This window comes from Bradyrhizobium icense (assembly GCF_001693385.1).
GTDB classification, from domain to species: domain Bacteria; phylum Pseudomonadota; class Alphaproteobacteria; order Rhizobiales; family Xanthobacteraceae; genus Bradyrhizobium; species Bradyrhizobium icense.
This window is the reverse complement of record NZ_CP016428.1, coordinates 6969530-6987183: the sequence shown is the minus strand read 5'-3', so window position 1 is coordinate 6987183 and position 17654 is coordinate 6969530. Positions and strand designations below refer to the sequence as shown.

Here is a 17654-nt window from a genome sequence, read left to right as displayed (position 1 = left end):
TTCGAGCGCCATTGTCTCGACCGCGATTGATCGCGTGAGCGAAATCTTCGGTCTCGGAGTATCAATAGCTTCTAATGAGAATACCACCCTGGAGCGGCCTGCGCCAGCTATGCGGTGCGATCCCTGGTTCTGCAATGCCGGTGGAGATGCTGCCGCGTGCGGTGCGTCTACGTCCCGATGTGCTCGGTCGCTTCCATGATTTAGCGCACTAAGGCCGCGTGGTGGTCCGATCAAGCTCTGCCATGATCCAATCGGCGAATGCCCGCACCGCGCGGCGCTGCCGGTTGGCGCGGGGGAAGACGAGATGGTGGCCGACATAGCTGATATCGACGGACCGGCCGGCGAGCGGAGCGACCAATCTGCCCGTCTCGATCTCGCGCTCGGCAAGACGCGTCGATTCCAGCGTAACGCCGAGACCGCTCGATGCCATGGCGATCGCAAGAAAGCTGCGGTCGAAACGCATGCCGTGGATCGCGGGTGACTCAAGCCCGTTCGCGGCGAACCATTGATGCCACTGCACCTGCTTGACCTCGGAGCGGATGAGCACCTGGCCGAACAGGTCCTTCGGCTTGCGGATTTTCTTGGCTAGCGCCGGCGTGCACAGCGGCGTCACGGTCTCCTCGCCGAGCGGAATGATCTCCAGGGCATCGTTCCTGGGCTGCCCATAGACGATATCGAGATCGAAATCGTCATTGCTGAACCGGGCATATTCGGTGCTGGCGGCGAGCCGCACTTCCAGCCTGGGTTCGGCGGCGATGAACTTCGCAAGACGCGGCGCCAGCCACTGCGCCGCGAAGCTCGGCGCGCAATGCACCCGAAGCAGTTGCGGCCCGCGGCCCGCGACCTCCTCGATTCCGCGGCGCAGATTGTCGAACGCGGCACCGGCGTGACGCATCAGGTTGTGTCCGGCCGGCGTCAACCGGATCGATCGGGCGCTGCGCTCGAACAGCGTGGTGCTCATCGCGCTTTCCAGCTTGCGGATCGCGTGACTGACGGCGCTCGGCGTCAAATGGAGTTCGCTCGCAGCGTCGCGGAAGGAGCCGGTGCGCGCGGCCGCCTCGAAGGCGCGGATCGCCGAAATCGGGATACTGGACAACAACATGCCATAAGTGAACCAGATTCACCTATCGGCGACAACTGCGCGTTTGTCGCCATCGAGGTCCGGGCGTAATCGATATTCTCAACAAAGGAGGCGCCGATCGACGCCTTGCGGGATCGAATGCCAGGGAGGAAGACATGCTGCTACGCGGCAAGACGGCGGTTATTTCGGGCGCGGCCTCGCCGCGCGGAATTGGTCTTTCAACCGCCCGGCGGTTTGCGGCGGAAGGTGCCCGGGTCGCGATCCTCGACATCGACGGCACCGCGGCGGAAGCTGCATCGAAGAGCCTGGAGGCCGTTTCCGGCGGACCGCACCTCGGCCTTGGATGCGACGTTGCCGATCGGGAGTCCTGCATGAAGGCCATCGACGACGTCGTCGCCGCCTTCGGCCAGATCGATATCCTGATCAACAATGCCGGCATCACCCAGCCGGTGAAGCTGCTCGAAATCACGCCGGCAGACTGGGAGCGCATCCAGGACGTCAATCTCAAGGGCGTGCTCTTTCTCTCGCAGGCGGTGATCCCGCATATGCGCTCGCGCAAGTCCGGTTCGATCGCCTGCATGTCGTCGGTCTCGGCGCAGCGCGGCGGCGGCATTTTCGGCGGCCCGCATTATTCCGCGGCCAAGGCCGGCGTGCTGGGACTGGCCAAGGCCATGGCGCGCGAGTTCGGACCCGACGGCATCCGTGTCAATTGCGTCACGCCCGGCCTGATCGGAACCGACATCACCGCCGGCAAGCTCACCGCCGAGATGAAGGCGAAGATACTCGAAGGCATTCCGCTCGGCCGCCTCGGCCAAGCCGACGACGTTGCGGGAATCTATACGTTCCTTGCGTCCGACCTGTCCGCCTACGTCACGGGGGCGGTGATCGACGTCAACGGCGGCATGCTCATCCACTGAGCGGCAGAGGAAGGAGATCGCCATGGAAACGGTTGGGACAATTGCCAACACGCCGACGCTGGCGCAGCGCGCCCACAACATCCGCCGTAACGCGCTGCGGATGGGTGAAGTCCAGGGCCAGGGCTATATCGCGCAGGCGCTTGACATCGCCGACGTGCTTGCCGTCGCCTACTTCCACGCTATGCACTACCGGCCGGAGGAGCCGTCGTGGGAAGGCCGCGATCGGTTCTTGCTCTCGAACGGCCACTATGCCATCGCGCTTTATGCGGCCTTGATCGAGGCCGGGATCATTCCCGAAGCGGAGCTCGAGACCTATGGCAGCGACGAAAGCCGTCTGCCGATGTCCGGCATGGCTTCCTGCACGCCGGGCATGGAGATGTCGGGCGGCTCGCTCGGGCTCGGCCTTGCCATCGCCGTGGGGATGGCGCTCGGGCTGAAGCGCAAGAATTCCAGCGCGCGGGTCTACACGCTGTTCTCCGACGGCGAGCTTGACGAGGGCTCGGTGTGGGAAGCGATCATGTCGGCCGCGCACCACAGGCTCGACAATCTGATCGCCATCGTCGACGTCAACAACCAGCAGGCCGACGGCCCTTCGACCGAAATGATGGCGTTCGAGCCGCTGGTGGACAAGCTCACCGCGTTCGGCTGGCTCGTGCAGCGCGTCGACGGCAACGACCTCGATGCGGTGGTGGCCGCGTTCGACGCCGCCAAGTCCCACGCCGAGGCCAGGCCGCGCATCATCGTCGCCGACACGCTGATGGGCAAAGGCGTTCCGTTCCTCGAGCAGCGCGAGAAGAACCACTTCATCCGCGTCGAGCCGCACGAATGGCAACTCGCGCTTGACGCGCTCGAAGCAGGGAGGCAGTCATGAAGCCCACTGCATCAGCTACGCCGGGCAAGCCGCGCCTGACCACGTCGGCCATGATCGCCTCGATTGCGGCCGAGGGGCAAAGGACGAAGCCCGCGCCTTTCGGGCACGCACTCGTCGAACTCGCCCGCAACCGCGCCGACGTGGTCGGCATGACGGCCGATCTCGGCAAGTACACCGACTTGCACATCTTCGCCAAGGCATTCCCCGACCGCTACTACCAGATGGGCATGGCCGAGCAGCTTCTGTTCGGCGCCGCCTCGGGCCTCGCTGCCGAAGGCTTCACGCCATTCGCGACGACCTATGCGGTGTTTGCTTCCCGCCGCGCCTATGATTTCATCCATCAAACGATTGCGGAGGAAGACCGCAACGTGAAGATCGTCTGCGCCTTGCCCGGCCTGACCTCCGGCTATGGCCCGAGCCATCAGGCGGCCGAGGATCTCGCGCTGTTCCGCGCCATGCCGAACATGACCGTAGTCGATCCCTGCGACGCGCAGGAGATCGAGCAACTGGTGCCGGCCATCGCCGCCCATCAAGGTCCGGTCTATGTGCGGCTGCTGCGCGGCCAGGTACCGGTGGTGCTGGACGAGTACGGCTACAAGTTCGAGCTCGGCAGGGCGGCCCTCATTCGTGACGGCAGCGATGTCCTGATCATCTCCACCGGCCTCATGACCATGCGTGCGCTCGAAGCCGCGAAGGAGCTTGCCGGCGATCGTGTGGATGCCGCCGTGCTGCACGTTCCTACCATCAAGCCGCTCGATGCCGAGACGATCCTGCGCGAAGCCCGCAAGCCGGGCCGCCTGGTCGTCGTCGCCGAGAACCACACGGTGATCGGCGGCCTCGGCGAAGCGGTCGCGGGTTTATTGATGCGTTCGGGCGTCCATCCGGTGTTCCGGCAGATCGCGCTGCCCGACGAATTTCTCGCTGCCGGCGCACTGCCGACGTTGCACGACCGCTACGGAATTTCGACCGCGGAAGTGTCAAGGCAGATCAAGCAGTGGCTAGGGCGCTCACGACCCTGTTGATCGCTGCCGCCAACCCGATGACGATATTGCCGTACCTGGGCGTGACGTCCGTGCTGGAAACCGGCAAACCGCTGATCATGGATCGCGCGCTGGCGATGCGCAGCGGCGTATGCAGGGCGAACGTCATCTGCATCAACGCGGTCCCGCTCACCAAGGCCAGGAAACTGAACATCGCGTGTGCTGTTGCCGCACCCATGCCGCTCGCGATCCCAAACCAGATTCCGAATCCCAGCGTCCGCTGCACGCACATCAAGCCAAACGGGCCGAACGGGACAGCGACGCACAAGCCCAGCGCCACCGCCGGCAGCAAGTGCGCGATAAACGACGTCATTTCCAGAATGGCTTGGCTGCTTCGGCCATGGCCTCTTGCCGCGTCTTGCCGATGTCCTTGAGAAAGTGGTCATCGAGCTCCGCCAAGGCTTGTCGCTGCTGCGACCGCTCCGAACACTGGATACACCAGTGTAGGAACCGTAATCCCCATCCAGGTCGACGATGGCTGGACGCCGCGGTTCCGCTCGCGGTTTCCTTCCAACTCGTGAGCGTGTTGACAATAACGGACATGGTGAGTCCTCCTGATATGCAGAAGTTGCGGATACAACTATCGGCATCCGCGTCGCTGGCGTGTGAGCTTGTTCACCTCTCACGCAGCCGTGCGATGACGAGCCATGGCCGGCGGTCAAGGTGTGCTTGCGGTCTCAACGCAAGCGGCCATCGTCGTGGCGGGCGTACCCGCGCACGGCGCGCATCGCGTTCCGCGTAGCTCGCCGTTTGGTCAACATCGGCGCAGCTATCTGACGCCGCGCGCGTCAGCGGCCCAACATTAGAAAGCGAAGCGGTATGACGGAAGGTCCAATCTGCGGATAATCAATCAGTCCAATTCAGGCGGAGCAAACGAAATTGGTCTGCCCGCAAATGTATGAATTGGCACTTCTGCCAGTTCTCATGTTCTCCTACGATGCGAAGGCCGCGTAGGAGCCCACGATTTCAGATGTAACCGAATTTCCTGGCCGCGAAATCATCCTGCAACGGCGCTCTTTGACGATGTGCGTGTCGTCGAATCAATTTGCGGGAGAAGATCATGGAAACGACAATCCGTGTAAGGCGCACAGCGATCGCGGCGGAGCTTCCTTCCGCCGTCCCGCTGATGGCGCTTTCGACCGGTTTCTGGGCCTTCAAGACTCTGGCCGCTGCGCACGAATTGGACCTCTTCAGCAGCCTTGCGGGCGGCGCCGGCACCACGGTTGCGGAGCTGGCGGAAGCGCTCGGCCTGCATCAACGCCCCGCCGAGATGCTGTTGACCGGCTGCGCTGCACTCGGGCTCCTGGAGAAAACGGGCGGCCGCTATCGCAACACGCCCTTAAGCGAAGCCTATCTCGTGAAGGGCAAGCCGTATTACTTCGGCGGCTTTGTGCAGATGCTCGACAAGCGGCTCTATCCCGGCTGGGGCAGACTTACCGAAGCGCTGCGCACGAACCGGCCAACCACGTGGGACCCGGCGGCGCAATCCTCGATTTTCGACGGCGAGGATCCGATGATGCTGGCGCTCTTCTGGGAGGCGATGCATTCGGTCTCCACGATGACCGCGCGCAAGCTCGGCGAAGCCGTGGATCTCAGTCATTTCCGCCGCCTCCTGGACATCGGCGGCGGATCGGGCGCGTACGACATCGAGCTTTGCAAACAGTACGGGATGCTGCGTGCGACCGTGTTTGACTTGCCGCATGTGGCCGCGATCGCGGCGGGAAAGATTGCCGAGGCCGGTTTGACCGGTCGGATCGAGACCGCAGGCGGCAGCTTCTTCGAGCAGCTTCCGAAAGATCACGACGCGCATCTCCTGTCGATGATCCTGCACGATTGGGACGAGGCGAAGAACCGCGCCCTGCTGCGCCGGTCCTTCGAGGCTTTGCCGAGCGGCGGCGCAGTCGTCATCAGCGAGCTTCTCGTCAATGACGAAAAGACCGGACCAGCGCCGGCCGCGCTGATGAGCCTCAACATGTTGATCGAGACGGAAGGACGAAACTACACGCCGGCCGAATATTCGGCGTGGCTAGAGGAAACCGGATTCCGGCACATCGAGACGGTCTGGTTCGACGCACCAGCCGCGAACGGTGCCGTAATCGGCCGCAAACCATAAGTAAGAAGTCGCAGGTCGATGGCTCTACATAATTCTATGCTCAAGATAGTTCGGGCGTCGAGACATACGTTCATCGAAGCATCTGCGCAGCCGCCTCAGCCCTTCGGCAATCCGCGCCGTCTCGATCGCCCCATATCCCAGGATGATGCCGGCCGGAGGCTTTCTGTCCACCTGACAGCGCGACATCGGATCAACGGCAACGCCGAGATCAAAGGCTCGTGATACAATCGCATCGATATGATCGGCCGACGCGCCTCGGGCGCAAGCGGTGATGTGCAGCCCGGTGCTCGATGGAACGAGGTCGAGGTAATCGCCGAAGTTCCTCCTGATCTCCGCGGTCAGCATCTCATGCCGTTCGCTGTAGATGCGGCTCACCCTGCGAATGTGGCGCACAAACGCGCCCTCGTCGATGAACTGCGCCAGCGCGCTCTGCGCTATTGTCGCTGTATGCCAATCGGTGACGAACTTCGCCTTGTGCGCCGCCTCTCGCAGCGACGGCGGCACGACCATGAAGGCCAGCCGGAGAGCTGGCAGCAACGTCTTTGAGAACGTTCCGACATACACAACGCGACCGGTCGAATCGATGGTCTGAAGCGGCTCGAGCGGACGCCCGCCGAAGCGAAACTCGCTGTCATAGTCGTCCTCGACGACAACCGCGTTGTTGCGCTCGGCCCAGGCAAGCAGCGCACGTCGACGCGACAGGCTCATGGCCACGCCGAGGGGAAACTGATGCGACGGCGTCACGTAGACCACCCTGGCCTCGGCTGGCAGCGCCTCCACGACGAGACCTTCGCGGTCGACCGGCACACCGATCACGCGCGCGCCCAGCGCCTTGAGCAACTCCTTTAGAGGCCGATAGCCCGGATCCTCCATCGCAACGACATCACTGGGTCCGAGAAGCACGCGAGCGACGATGTCGAGTGCTTGTTGGGTGCCATTCGTCACAATGACGTCGTCGGGCGATGCGGCAACGCTGCGTGAGATGCCGATCTGGCGAGCGATCGCCGTGCGCAGGTCCCAAATGCCCGCAGGATTCTCGTAGACGCCTGTCGCCATCTCGCGCGAGCGCAGCGCACGGGCGACGACCCGCCGCCAGGCTCGGTGTGGAAACAACGAAGCGTCCGGAAGCCCGGTTCTGAAGTCGAAACGCGCCGCGCGGTCAAAGCCTATCGGAAGCGCTATCGTCTCCCAAACTCCGCGCACCCGAATTGCGCGGACCGTCGATCGTCTTGTTTTCGATGCCGGACGTTTTGCCTCAAGCTGATGGCTGACGAACGTCCCGGCGCCCGTATGGGATGTTGCGAATCCTTCCGCGACAAGGCTTTCATAAGCGATCGTTACCGTCGATCGCGCAACCGTCAGCGCGGCGGCCAGTTCTCGCGTGGATGACAGGCGCTCTCCTGGCCGAAGGCGCCCGTCCAGAATTGCCTGGCGGATCTGACGGTAGATCTCGCCACTGAGGTCACTTCGACCAACAAGACTGATATGAAAAGCCACAGTCATGGCCCTTCTTCTCTTCCTTCGAATCTTCTCTTCTCTTCCTTCGAATTGGACCGGCAACCTTACACAAAGGTGAATGTTCCATCATACCACGTCACGGATGTGGTGACCGCGACGCAGGTTCCGTGGGCGCCCGTCCAGGGAGCCTGGAACATGTCATCGATGTCGTGATCGTGCAGTCGATGAGGTCAGGCGGAGAACCGGAAGCAGCATCGCAAGTACGGTTGGTGTGGGGAAGAGCGGTAGCGCTCCCCGCTATCAAAGCTGTCTTTTGGCCGAAGTTGTCACGATCGAGAGAGGTAGCGTGGCAGCTCGCGCTCGAACTCGGGAAAGTAACGGGAGATCACCGTGATGTCGAAACGCCGCAGGATGGATTCCTGGGGCTCGCGATCAAGCAGGAATCGGAATGCTGTCTCGATGCAACGCTCAGGCGTGTGAACGCCCATCGTCAGTCGTTCGCAAGTCTCTCTTGCCATCGTGACGTGATGATGGGTTTCGCCGCTTGCCCCACGGACGGTGACCTCGAATTCAAGTGGATCGCCTTCGCCGGTTCGCTCGACCTTGATCAAAGCCTGCTCTCACCGTAATCGGTTCATTCGTTTGTCGTGGTAGATCCATCCTAACACATGGGACGATGGTTCAAAGAAAGTTGCAGAGGCTCACCGCAAGTTTCGTTTCACGCCCCGATCGTAGTGAAGCCGAGCGCGCTTTCGGATGGAACTACAACCGCGCGGAAGATCACGTTGGGAGCCTTGCCGGATTTTCGGTGGCGCGGCGGTTTGCCGGCATTTGGATGTCCTCCTTAGCCACGGTGGAGTGGAACTGCCGGCGCAGCAGATTGTTGAGCCCAGAGTTGCCGCGAGCGTCTCAGTGTCTCTCACAGGAACTGACGGCGAGCTAGAACGCCCCAGCGTCTGACGTCAAAACCGCGGTGAGGCGATGACAAGCTATGGAAGCGGAAATGGCTCATGGAAGCGTACCTTTGAGCTGCCGCCGGACTTCGGTCATGAGCGGCACCATCGCCGCGATCGTGGTGATCGCGAGCATTGCACACGCACAGACCATCAATACGCGGTGGCAGACTCCTTTCGCGGGCGAGCCCTCGACATTGATGCATCGGGTTGCCGATAATAGAGGTGGCGGTGGACCTGGCGACTTTGCAGATCTCGCCGAAAGAGTTCAACCGGCCGTGATCGGGGTCAGCTCCAAAGCTGCTGCGACCTCCAGAGGCCTTTCCGACCGATTATTCGGTACACCTGATCAGGGGCCTCCGAACAAGCAGATTCCAGCGCCGAATGTCCGTGATCAACTGGTCTCGTTTGGCTCTGGCTTCTTCATCTCCCCGGACGGTTATGCCGTGACGAACAGTCACGTCGTGGAAGACGGCGATACGGCCGAGATCCGCACCAATGACAACAAGACCTACCCCGCAAAAGTCATAGGAAAGGATTCATTGACTGACGTCGCCCTGATCAAAGTCGATGGGCGCAGCGACTTCAGTCATGTAACACTCGTCGATCAACTGCCGCGCGTCGGCGATTGGGTGTTGGCTGCCGGCAGCCCGTTCGGGCTAGGAGGCACGGTCACGGCCGGCATCGTTTCAGCGCGCGAGCGCGACATCGAAACGGGCTCCGCGATGGATTTCATCCAAATCGATGCGCCGATCAACCAAGGCAATTCTGGCGGCCCGACCTTTAATGCCCGCGGCGACGTCGTCGCCGTCAACAGCATGATCCTTTCATCCTCGGAAGGCTCGGTGGGCGTTGCTTTTGCGATCCCTGCAGACACGGTCAAGGCAGTGGTATCGCAACTGAAAGACAAGGGAGCTGTCACGCGCGGATGGATAGGCGCTAAAGTTCAACCGGTCACTCCGGACATTGCCGACAGCCTCGGCGTGAACCATCTGCACGGTGCGATCGTGGCCAGCGTTCAGGACGACGGTCCGGCTGCCAAGGCCGGATTGAGACGCGGGGACGTGATCACCGCGGCGGAGGGGCAGCCGATCAAGAACGCCAAAGAATTGACCAAGAAGATCCATGCGACGGCGCCAGGCTCCTCGATCCGGCTCGGCATGCTTCGCGAAGGAAGGGAGAACTCATTGAATGTGGCATTGGGTCAGATGCCTGATCAGCCCAAGGTCCCTCCGGCCATTCGCAGGTAGTCGGGCCGGAATCCTTCAGTCATCGTCCCAGCAGGTCCACACCAAGGACAGAAATACAGAAGGGAGCGGTCAATGTGCGACTACAGCCTGCACTGCGTCCAATCACGTGCTGCAAGGTCGGGAGAATTGCTGATAACGAGCGAATTTCCCAATACCGTGACACGCGGCTTCTCCGCGGTCGGAGAGCCAGGAGTTGCCGTGTGCCTCTCGCCGGGCACCGAGCTTGTGTTCAGCGAAGACGCAGTCAGTGATCATCCGTTCGCGGAGCTATTCCCAGGCATGCGGTTCGGCAGCATTGGGGCGCGGCTCGCGCGCTTCAGGCAAGTCAATCAGGAACTGAGCGACAGGCACCACGACGCGCTCGAGTTTGCGAACGGCAGGATCGTGACTCTTACAAGGCTGCGCCCCGGTCAAACCGCAACCGTGCTGCAGCTTCCTGCACAATACAAACCCGACAAGAAGCCGTTGGAGGCGGAAGCACAGACATCGCTTGTCACTCCCCCGGAAGAGCGGACAGTTTGAATTTGCCGGCAACTCAGCCGATCGTGGTTACATCGCGGTTACATCATGATTACCTGGGCTTGGCTTTCCGGCCCGTCGGTGCCAGCCGTCGCGCTCGATACCTTGCGCAGCCGCCGATCCTGGTCTTCGGTGCCGCTACGCGGCCGAAATAAATGCATATCCCTGCCCATCTTTGACAATTCTACCAATGCCTGGTCGATCTAGGTGAGCGCCGGCTAGCCACGTATGTGCATCCGCTGCGTTTTGGAGCAGCTTGATCCGGCTAGCCCTCGCTATAGACTCGTCATCGTCATAGGCCCAAGTGAGCTCGGGACGGGCAAACTGTGCAGCAGGAACGTGGATCAGGTCGCCGCAGAATAAGATCTCGTCCTCGTCAGTGCCGAGGAGATAACCCATATGGCCCGGAGCATGCCCAGGTATTGCCACCGCCAGCAAATGATCGGCCAGCCGGTCTCCTCCGTTAACTGGGGCAAGGAGCGGACGAAACTCAGCTAGATTTGGCTCGGCAAGGAACCCCTCAACGGCGTCCTCCCCTATCACGATCTTGCTCAGGTTGTTAAATACTCGTCGACCGTCAGGCGTCAGAAGACCATTGATGTGGTCGCCATGAGCATGAGTGAGGGCGACCATCGTGATTGATGACGTGTCGATGCCTGCCTCCGCCATCGCCTCCCCGAGGTGGCCCATGGAGGGCTCCCAACTCCCGCCCGCTCCACAATCAATCAAAACGCGGTCGATGCCGGAGCGATCGAATAGGAAGCAGTTGACCGACAATCGAACCAGCAAATCGTCTCGCTGAGGCGGTTCGGTCTGCCTACCTATTTTGTTGTCGGGGTATCTGAGGGATTCGGCGGGCAGGTCGACATGTCCGTCAGAGAGTGACCAAATCTTCCATGATCCCGAAGCACAGCCCAGGGCATTGGGGCTTTGTGACAGAAATTCCACGGACAACCTGCCAAGCGTATGATGCACTTTTGTAAAACAGCACCGAAGCCGTTAGGTTTTCGAAGTCATGACTTTCTGAGCGATCTTCCAGGTTCCGTTGACCTTTAAGCATGACAACATGTCGGTGAAGTAGCGCGGTGGAATTTGCAATTTCAACTTCAAAAGCGCGAGCTCTCCATCAACGTCTATTGATAGGATCTGATCGCGGCGCTCCAGGCCCTGTTGTTTCGGAGCTTTCATATTACGGACGGCCGCTAGCCATGTCCCAATTGGCGTCACGTTCACGTTGCCGTCGTCGCCGACTTTGGTCACGGAACTCGAGGGATGAAATATGGACGCAAATTTGTCAGCATCCATTTCATAGGCACCGTCGAAATAGGTCTGCGCTAGGGAGTGCAAGGCACGAGCATCGGTATCCATAAGCTTGTCATCCATAAGGTTGTTATTTGGAACGGGAGGAGACTGCGCATGGCTGAAAGTCCGATCTCCAAGCATCAAACCAGGAGCACTGACGAGCGTAGCTCCAATAGTCACGCTGGCAGATCGACTCAAAAATGCTCGTCGATCCATTTTTGACATTCTGCTCTCCAAAAGTCCCTGTGGGTTTGAGTTGCGTTCTTCAGATGAGATTAAAATCGCCGGGTATAGCCATCCCAAAAAGTTGTTACACCGAACCGCTTTCATAGGCCCAAGCTACATGTGCTGAGCGTCAAGCCGGCCGAAACCCGCAGAAGGTTGCCTCAAGTCTCCTTGTCCGCCGAACATAGGATGAAGCGGCTTATGAGACTAGGCATGTTGCACAATATGGGGTTATGAGTAGTATTCATAAATCATGAGAAACGAACTGAACGAACTCGCTGCGTTTGCAATCGTCGCCAGAGAACGAAGCTTTACGCGGGCTGCGGCAAAGATTGGTGTGTCTCAGTCTGCCCTGAGCCACACGATCCGGGGACTTGAGCAGCGGCTCGAGTTGCAGCTTCTTGCTCGAACAACCAAGAGCGTCGCACCAACCGCTGCAGGGGCAGCTCTCTTGAAAGAATTGGCTCCGGCACTTGAGCAAATTGCTCGTGCTATCAATGAAGCCCGAAGCGTTCGGCACCGACCTGCAGGGCGCCTTCGAATTGTAATGTCCCGGTCGGCTGCTGTGATGGTATTGCTGCCGCGGCTCACGGCATTCGCGGAAGCCTACCCTGACATCGTTCTTGACGTTGTTACTGTCACTGGCCCTGTAGACCTCGTTGCGGGCGAGTTCGACGCCGGTATTCAACTTGGTGAGTACATTCAAAAGGACATGATCGCAGTACGGGTCACCCAGGAGCTGCGATTGGCGGTGATCGGATCGCCTGGCTATTTTTCATCACGAAACATTCCGCGGAAGCCCCAGGATCTAAATGATCATCGATGCATAGGCCTGCGTCTTCCGGGCGGTCCTTATCGGTGGGAATTCGAGAAAGGACGAAAGGCGGTCACGGTCGGTGTGAATGGTCCCCTTATAATCGATGATACCCACCTCGTGATTCAGGCGGCACTCGCTGGCGCCGGCCTAGGACTCGCATTCGAAGAGCAGGTCGAAGAGTATGTTGCGAAGCGTCGCCTTATTCGTGTGCTGGAGGACTGGACGCCGCCAATTCCTGGATTCTTCATGTATTACCCCAGTCGCCAGCATCAGCCGGCTGCGCTGTCTGCACTAACGAAAGCGCTGCGAGCCTCCTAGCAATGCAACACCGAGGCGATTAGGCCACTGCGGTGTGCCGGTGCAACTTCAACTGTCAGAAGGATTTTTTGCGTGTAATCGCGCCGAAGGGCCCAGTGGGGCGGAGCACGGCTATTCGTACCGATTGCGCGATGATGGAGTTGTGCCGCTGATTTGCCCGACGTGTCAAATGGTTTTGCGCCATCGCTCAGGGCATGCCAGCGACTACCTGCTACTTTGCATGGGGTTGTTTTCCGTATTTTAGTTAGGAGGCTTTCGGCTCGGATGGGATCCGGTGCCGAGAAGATCACGACGAAACCTGGAGGCCATCACTGATCGCTGTTCACATGTTCCTCACGCACGCGCCTGGTTCGGGCTGCTGGCCTTGGAACGATGCAACAGCTCGGTAACTTCCTGATCCGAAGTCTGGCGGAAATCCCTATAGTGCATGCCGACTGCAAAGAACGGATCGGGGCTCATGAGACAAATGATCTCGTCTGCCTCCGCACTCAGTTCGTCCAGCGACTCGCGTGGCGCGACCGGCACCGCAAGAACGAGACGGCCGGGCTTCGCCCGTGCGAGCGCTCTCAGCACGGCTTTCACGGTTCCGCCGGTGGCGATGCCGTCGTCGACCACAATGGTCGTGCGGCCGGCGATCTCTGGCGGCGGATCATCGTCGCGGTAAAGGCGCCGGCGGCGTTCGATTTCGGCAAGCTGGCGGGCAGTCTCGGCTTCCAGGTAGGCGGCGCCCGGTTGAATCTCGCGAACGATGTCTTCATTGAGCACGACCTGCGGGTGGGCGCCGTCGACGACCGCGCCGAGCCCGAGCTCCTCATGTCCCGGCGCGCCGATCTTGCGCACGAGCGCTACGTCGAGCTTGGCGTGCAGCGCTTGCGCAACCTCGAACGCGACGGGTACGCCCCCGCGCGGCAGCGCGAGCACGACCGCGTCCTTGTCTTTGAACTTCATGAGCGCCGAGGCCAGCCGGCGTCCGGCATCTTGCCGGTCGTTGAAAACCGTATCGGCATCGATCACCTCATCCGAGAGGGGCGACGCCAGGAATTGCCGGAACCAGCGCGTGGCATGTTGCGTCACCTGCTCGAGCGTGCCGGGTTCTTCGAACAAGTGCGTCGCGTTCGGCACGATCACGAGGTCCTTCTCGCAAGAGAGCTCCGCAAAAGCCGAACGGTTGAGCGAAATCACCGGCAGGTCGGCTCCGCCGACGATCAACAGGGTCGGCGCCCTGACGCCGTGCAGCGCTTCTCCGGCGAGGTCCGGGCGACCGCCGCGCGAAACCACAGCTTGAACGTTCTGCCGGTCGGCAGCCGCGACCAGCGCGGCCGCTGCGCCGGTGCTGGCGCCGAAATAGCCAATCGGAAACTTCGCGAGCTCCGGCCTGTCGCGGGTCCAGTCCGCGGCATCTGCAAGCCGTGATGCCAACAGCGGGATATCGAATACATTGCCGCGGTCCTGTTCCTCCTCCGGGCTGAGGAGATCGAGCAGCAGCGTGGCAAAGCCGGCTTCACGGAGAGCCGCTGCGACCTGGTTGTTGCGGGGGCTTAGACGGCCGCTACCGCTGCCATGCGCAAAAATCACGATGCCGGCCGCATCGTGAGGCACGCCCAAAATGCCCGCAAGGTGGTGCGGACCGGCCAGGACCTCGCTGAGCTGTTCCCGTGCACTCGCCATGATCAGAACCCAAAGGGATAGGTATCTGCGCGCCCCTGCGGCCCGTGTCGCAAGCGGCGTCACCGCCTTGGTTTCCTCGAACCAGACCAACGCGTCGAACTGTTCGGGGGCGCTTGTCCGGCATCGGCGCGCTGGCGCACGGCAGGGGGATCGTCCTGAGCGGGCGCCGGAAACACCGATCAGCGTGCCTCGTCGAAGCAACTCAAGCGCCGGTCCGACGTTCCTTCGTATCGGCGGAATCGGCCGGCCAGGCGTGTCGTTGCACCCCGAGTACCGAGCGAGCCCGCCGCTGCGACCCTTCGCATTCCTATAAGCACGGGAGTCTGCACATGGTATTCAAGTTGACGAGTCCTGCATTCGACGACGACCAGCCGATTCCGGTCAAATACACTTGCGATGGCCAGAATGTATCTCCGCCACTTCAATGGTCGGATCCGCCGCCGGGTACGAAGAGCTTCGCCCTTATCGTCGAGGACCCGGACGCACCGTCCGGCACGTTTCGGCATTGGGGCCTCTACAACATCATGGGCGAGCGTACGATGCTGCCGGAAGCCATCGGTCACGGGCCAAAGACGGAGCGTCTCGGCAAGGGCGTGAACGATTTCGGCGAACTGGGCTATGGTGGGCCCGCTCCGCCCAAGGGCCATGGTGTGCATCACTATCATTTCAAGCTGGCAGCTTTGGACGTCGACGAACTGTCGCGTTCGCCCAGCATGCCGGTACTCGACATCTGGAACGCAGCGGAGAAGCACGCGATCGGCCAGGCCGAACTCGTCGGGACGTACCGCAGGTAGTGGCGATGCATGGCACAGAACGAGCGGGGATCAGACGAGCCTTCGTGGCCGCGCGCGCATTCCGGTTTCGGAATGATGGCTGCCAGGTGCTGCCCGAACCGAGCAACTACGCTCTCTTCCCGGTTGCGTCGCTTGGCTGAGGCGACTGTCCGGATGCTCGCTGACCGCATCAGTCGGCGGAAATATGCTGTCGTATATCGCGCGAGCCTCTCGAATTAAACGAGCCCGCTCAAGCTCTGGCTTCGGAACAAGTCGAACGATCTCGCCCATGTGCGCTCCACAGTTAGGTGATTTGCTTATCTGGATGGCGATCTAGGACGATGCTGGCTGCCAAACCCGCCGGCGGAGTGATGCCCTGCACGACAAAGGCCCGATCCTCATCCTCATGGAAACGATCCGTTTTCGCATCGAGATCAACAGCTCGCAGGCCCCATCGGGAAGGCGTTATTCTTCGTGTTATGTTATAATGTAACATACGGCGGGTTGGGTTCTTGTCAAGTCGCGTTTGGTCTGGTGGGCAGCATCGGGGGAATGCGCCGACTGCGTCGAGCTGATCGAACAGGCTAGCGCCGCAACGCTGTCTCGGGGATGGCCCTGCGCACCACCTCGCGCATCGCAAAGCTCGAGTGGATGCGCGCAACCCCGGGCATCCGTGAAAGATGTTGCTTGTGGATGCGCTCGAAGTCCGCAATGTCGCGTGCGATGACCTGCAAGTGATAATCGTCGCTGCCCGACATCAAGTGACAGGACACGACATCCGGACAGCGGGCGATCGCCGCTTCGAACGCCGCCAGGTAATCCTCGCTCTGTTTTTCCAGCGTGATGGTGACGACGACGGTCGTGACGAGCCCGAGCGCGGTCGGCTCGAGATCGGCGCGATAGCCCCTGATAATCCCACTTTCCTCGAGTTGGCGGATGCGGCGCGCGCAGGCAGTCGGCGATAGTCCGACCTTTTCGGCGAGCTCGATCTGGCTCGCCCGGGCGTCAGCGAGGAGCTCGGTCAGGATCCGATAATCAATGCGATCCAGCTCATTCACGCGACAAGTCACTAATTTATGAGGCTAACATGCAGAATATATGCGCAGATCGTGCCCAGCAAGCCGCAATTCGCCGAGAAGCGTTGCCGGCTCAGACGTATCTTATCTGCAGGTCAGACAACCTCGGATGGAGGAGCAAGCCATGCGGATCGGTGTGCCCAAGGAAATCAAGGTCGAGGAATATCGCGTTGGTCTGACGCCGGCTTCGGTGCGGGAATACGTGACGCGGGGACACGACGTGATCGTCGAGCAGGGTGCCGGGATCGGCATTGGCGCGAGCGATGATTTCTACCGTTCGGCCGGCGCCGCAATCGTGGATACGGCCGCGGAAATCTTCGCGACCGCCGACATGGTGGTCAAGGTCAAGGAGCCGCAGCCGAGCGAATGGCGCCAGCTTCGCGACAATCAGATCCTCTTTACCTATTTGCACCTTGCGCCGGATGCGGCGCAGACCAAGGGGCTTCTGGCATCCGGCTGCACTGCGATCGCTTACGAGACGGTGACGGACGCCCATGGAGGGCTTCCTCTGCTCGCGCCGATGAGCGAAGTGGCAGGACGGTTGGCGATCGAGGCGGCAGGCGCGGCCTTGCGGACATCGGCGGACGGCATGGGCAAGCTGATCGGCGGGGTGCCCGGCGTGGCGCCGAGCAGGATCGCGGTGATCGGCGGCGGCGTGGTCGGCACGCATGCCGCGCGGATGGCCGCAGGCCTCGGTGCCGATATCGTTATCCTGGACCGCTCGCTGCCGCGCCTTCGCGTTCTTGACGAGATGTTCCAGGGGCGCGTGCGCACGCGCTATGCAACGCTGGAAGCGATCGAAGAGGAAGTGATCGGGGCCGATGTCGTCATCGGCGCCGTGCTGGTGCCGGGCGCCAGCGCGCCGAAGCTCGTCTCGCGCGCGCATCTCGCCCGCATGAAACACCGTGCCGTGCTGGTCGATGTCGCGATCGACCAGGGCGGCTGCTTCGAGGCGTCGCGGCCGACCACCCATCAGGCGCCGACCTATCTCGTCGACGAGATCGTGCACTATTGCGTCGCCAACATGCCGGGCGCGGTACCGGTGACGTCGAGCCACGCGCTCAACAATGCCACGCTGCCGTTCGGCCTTGCGCTGGCCGAAAAGGGCATCCGCGCGCTGATCGAGGATCCGCATCTGCGCGCCGGACTTAACGTGCACCGCGGACAGATCACCAATCGCGCGGTCGCCGATAGCCAGAATTTGCCTGCAGCTGCACCCGAAGCGATTTTGGCGGCGTGACGCCGACTCGCCTTGCGAAGATTCTTGGCCCCG

Annotated in this window: 18 protein-coding genes; 9 read left to right on the top strand and 9 right to left on the bottom strand. The window is 61.3% G+C overall.

Annotated features, from left to right (window positions below):
* Positions 1 to 208 precede the first annotated feature (208 nt).
* Entirely contained in the window at positions 209 to 1099 is an 891-nt protein-coding gene (locus LMTR13_RS32330) for a LysR substrate-binding domain-containing protein (RefSeq protein ID WP_065733140.1), read from the bottom strand.
* 137 nt (positions 1100 to 1236) lie between these two features.
* On the opposite strand from LMTR13_RS32330, the gene LMTR13_RS32325 reads away from it, so the two are divergent.
* Genes LMTR13_RS32325 through LMTR13_RS32315 form a run of 3 tightly spaced genes read left to right on the top strand, consistent with a single transcriptional unit; the run spans position 1237 to position 3891 of the window.
* Complete coding sequence (locus LMTR13_RS32325) at positions 1237 to 1998, top strand: SDR family NAD(P)-dependent oxidoreductase (RefSeq protein ID WP_065731297.1); 762 nt, start codon at positions 1237 to 1239, stop codon at positions 1996 to 1998.
* Between the two features lie 22 nt (positions 1999 to 2020).
* Entirely contained in the window at positions 2021 to 2869 is an 849-nt protein-coding gene (locus LMTR13_RS32320; protein WP_065731296.1) for a transketolase, read from the top strand.
* Positions 2866 to 3891 carry a transketolase family protein gene (locus LMTR13_RS32315; RefSeq protein WP_065731295.1) on the top strand — a complete coding sequence of 342 codons (1026 nt, stop codon included), beginning with the start codon at positions 2866 to 2868 and terminating at the stop codon, positions 3889 to 3891. Before LMTR13_RS32320 ends, LMTR13_RS32315 begins: the two co-directional genes overlap by 4 nt.
* Here LMTR13_RS32315 and LMTR13_RS32310 read toward each other — a convergent pair.
* Both LMTR13_RS32310 and LMTR13_RS40060 read right to left on the bottom strand, forming a co-directional pair.
* Positions 3857 to 4222, bottom strand: coding sequence for a hypothetical protein (locus tag LMTR13_RS32310; RefSeq protein ID WP_065731294.1), 366 nt, complete (start codon positions 4220 to 4222; stop codon positions 3857 to 3859). The two genes, LMTR13_RS32315 and LMTR13_RS32310, sit on opposite strands and share 35 nt — an antisense overlap.
* Positions 4219 to 4452, bottom strand: coding sequence for a DUF1127 domain-containing protein (locus LMTR13_RS40060; protein ID WP_083219317.1), 234 nt, complete (start codon positions 4450 to 4452; stop codon positions 4219 to 4221). Before LMTR13_RS40060 ends, LMTR13_RS32310 begins: the two co-directional genes overlap by 4 nt.
* A gap of 517 nt (positions 4453 to 4969) precedes the next feature.
* Here LMTR13_RS40060 and LMTR13_RS32305 point away from each other — a divergent pair.
* The gene (locus LMTR13_RS32305; RefSeq protein WP_197520951.1) at positions 4970 to 6022 is read left to right on the top strand and encodes a methyltransferase; all 1053 of its coding nucleotides are present in this window, start codon (positions 4970 to 4972) and stop codon (positions 6020 to 6022) included.
* 24 nt (positions 6023 to 6046) lie between these two features.
* On the opposite strand, the gene pdxR is transcribed toward LMTR13_RS32305, so the two are convergent.
* On the bottom strand, positions 6047 to 7582 hold the full coding sequence (pdxR, locus tag LMTR13_RS32300) for a MocR-like pyridoxine biosynthesis transcription factor PdxR (RefSeq protein WP_210184845.1): 1536 nt from the start codon (positions 7580 to 7582) through the stop codon (positions 6047 to 6049).
* Positions 7583 to 7806: 224 nt separating this feature from the next.
* On the bottom strand, positions 7807 to 8091 hold the full coding sequence (locus tag LMTR13_RS32295; protein ID WP_065731292.1) for a hypothetical protein: 285 nt from the start codon (positions 8089 to 8091) through the stop codon (positions 7807 to 7809).
* Between the two features lie 437 nt (positions 8092 to 8528).
* Here LMTR13_RS32295 and LMTR13_RS32290 point away from each other — a divergent pair, with 437 nt between their 5' ends.
* Together LMTR13_RS32290 and LMTR13_RS32285 are read left to right on the top strand one after the other, a co-directional pair.
* Entirely contained in the window at positions 8529 to 9683 is a 1155-nt protein-coding gene (locus tag LMTR13_RS32290) for a S1C family serine protease (protein WP_065731291.1), read from the top strand.
* Positions 9684 to 9755: 72 nt separating this feature from the next.
* Positions 9756 to 10205 (top strand): hypothetical protein, encoded by a 450-nt coding sequence (locus LMTR13_RS32285; RefSeq protein ID WP_065731290.1) that lies wholly within the window; start codon positions 9756 to 9758, stop codon positions 10203 to 10205.
* 135 nt (positions 10206 to 10340) lie between these two features.
* Here the strand turns inward: LMTR13_RS32285 and LMTR13_RS32280 are convergent, their stop codons facing one another.
* Together LMTR13_RS32280 and LMTR13_RS32275 are read right to left on the bottom strand one after the other, a co-directional pair.
* Positions 10341 to 11150 carry an MBL fold metallo-hydrolase gene (locus tag LMTR13_RS32280; RefSeq protein ID WP_065731289.1) on the bottom strand — a complete coding sequence of 270 codons (810 nt, stop codon included), beginning with the start codon at positions 11148 to 11150 and terminating at the stop codon, positions 10341 to 10343.
* Positions 11151 to 11201: 51 nt separating this feature from the next.
* Complete coding sequence (locus LMTR13_RS32275; protein ID WP_236843210.1) at positions 11202 to 11729, bottom strand: nuclear transport factor 2 family protein; 528 nt, start codon at positions 11727 to 11729, stop codon at positions 11202 to 11204.
* Positions 11730 to 11982: 253 nt separating this feature from the next.
* Between LMTR13_RS32275 and LMTR13_RS32270 the strand changes: the two genes are divergently transcribed.
* Complete coding sequence (locus LMTR13_RS32270) at positions 11983 to 12864, top strand: LysR substrate-binding domain-containing protein (RefSeq protein WP_065731288.1); 882 nt, start codon at positions 11983 to 11985, stop codon at positions 12862 to 12864.
* A 333-nt stretch (positions 12865 to 13197) separates the two neighbouring features.
* On the opposite strand, the gene LMTR13_RS43475 is transcribed toward LMTR13_RS32270, so the two are convergent.
* Positions 13198 to 14532 carry a phosphoribosyltransferase gene (locus LMTR13_RS43475; protein ID WP_335622054.1) on the bottom strand — a complete coding sequence of 445 codons (1335 nt, stop codon included), beginning with the start codon at positions 14530 to 14532 and terminating at the stop codon, positions 13198 to 13200.
* A gap of 329 nt (positions 14533 to 14861) precedes the next feature.
* Here LMTR13_RS43475 and LMTR13_RS32260 point away from each other — a divergent pair, with 329 nt between their 5' ends.
* Positions 14862 to 15326: a YbhB/YbcL family Raf kinase inhibitor-like protein gene (locus LMTR13_RS32260; protein WP_065731287.1), complete on the top strand. Its 465-nt coding sequence runs from the start codon at positions 14862 to 14864 to the stop codon at positions 15324 to 15326.
* Positions 15327 to 15889: 563 nt separating this feature from the next.
* Here the strand turns inward: LMTR13_RS32260 and LMTR13_RS32255 are convergent.
* Positions 15890 to 16363, bottom strand: a complete 474-nt coding sequence (locus LMTR13_RS32255; RefSeq protein WP_197520950.1) for an Lrp/AsnC family transcriptional regulator — start codon at positions 16361 to 16363, stop codon at positions 15890 to 15892.
* Between the two features lie 142 nt (positions 16364 to 16505).
* On the opposite strand from LMTR13_RS32255, the gene ald reads away from it, so the two are divergent.
* Positions 16506 to 17621, top strand: coding sequence for an alanine dehydrogenase (gene ald, locus LMTR13_RS32250; protein ID WP_065733136.1), 1116 nt, complete (start codon positions 16506 to 16508; stop codon positions 17619 to 17621).
* Positions 17622 to 17654: the final 33 nt, after the last annotated feature.

What these genes read in the sequence shown, in the direction of transcription:
- LMTR13_RS32260 (WP_065731287.1), top strand. Translation starts at nt 14,862, where the DNA reads ATGGTATTCAAGTTGACGAGTCCTGCATTCGACGACGACCAGCCGATT.
- LMTR13_RS32275 (WP_236843210.1), bottom strand. Translation starts at nt 11,729, where the DNA reads ATGTCAAAAATGGATCGACGAGCATTTTTGAGTCGATCTGCCAGCGTG.
- LMTR13_RS32290 (WP_065731291.1), top strand. Translation starts at nt 8,529, where the DNA reads ATGAGCGGCACCATCGCCGCGATCGTGGTGATCGCGAGCATTGCACAC.
- LMTR13_RS32305 (WP_197520951.1), top strand. Translation starts at nt 4,970, where the DNA reads ATGGAAACGACAATCCGTGTAAGGCGCACAGCGATCGCGGCGGAGCTT.
- LMTR13_RS32285 (WP_065731290.1), top strand. Translation starts at nt 9,756, where the DNA reads ATGTGCGACTACAGCCTGCACTGCGTCCAATCACGTGCTGCAAGGTCG.
- LMTR13_RS32310 (WP_065731294.1), bottom strand. Translation starts at nt 4,222, where the DNA reads ATGACGTCGTTTATCGCGCACTTGCTGCCGGCGGTGGCGCTGGGCTTG.
- LMTR13_RS43475 (WP_335622054.1), bottom strand. Translation starts at nt 14,532, where the DNA reads ATGGCGAGTGCACGGGAACAGCTCAGCGAGGTCCTGGCCGGTCCGCAC.
- LMTR13_RS32270 (WP_065731288.1), top strand. Translation starts at nt 11,983, where the DNA reads ATGAGAAACGAACTGAACGAACTCGCTGCGTTTGCAATCGTCGCCAGA.
- ald (WP_065733136.1), top strand. Translation starts at nt 16,506, where the DNA reads ATGCGGATCGGTGTGCCCAAGGAAATCAAGGTCGAGGAATATCGCGTT.
- LMTR13_RS32325 (WP_065731297.1), top strand. Translation starts at nt 1,237, where the DNA reads ATGCTGCTACGCGGCAAGACGGCGGTTATTTCGGGCGCGGCCTCGCCG.
- LMTR13_RS32320 (WP_065731296.1), top strand. Translation starts at nt 2,021, where the DNA reads ATGGAAACGGTTGGGACAATTGCCAACACGCCGACGCTGGCGCAGCGC.
- LMTR13_RS32315 (WP_065731295.1), top strand. Translation starts at nt 2,866, where the DNA reads ATGAAGCCCACTGCATCAGCTACGCCGGGCAAGCCGCGCCTGACCACG.
- LMTR13_RS40060 (WP_083219317.1), bottom strand. Translation starts at nt 4,452, where the DNA reads ATGTCCGTTATTGTCAACACGCTCACGAGTTGGAAGGAAACCGCGAGC.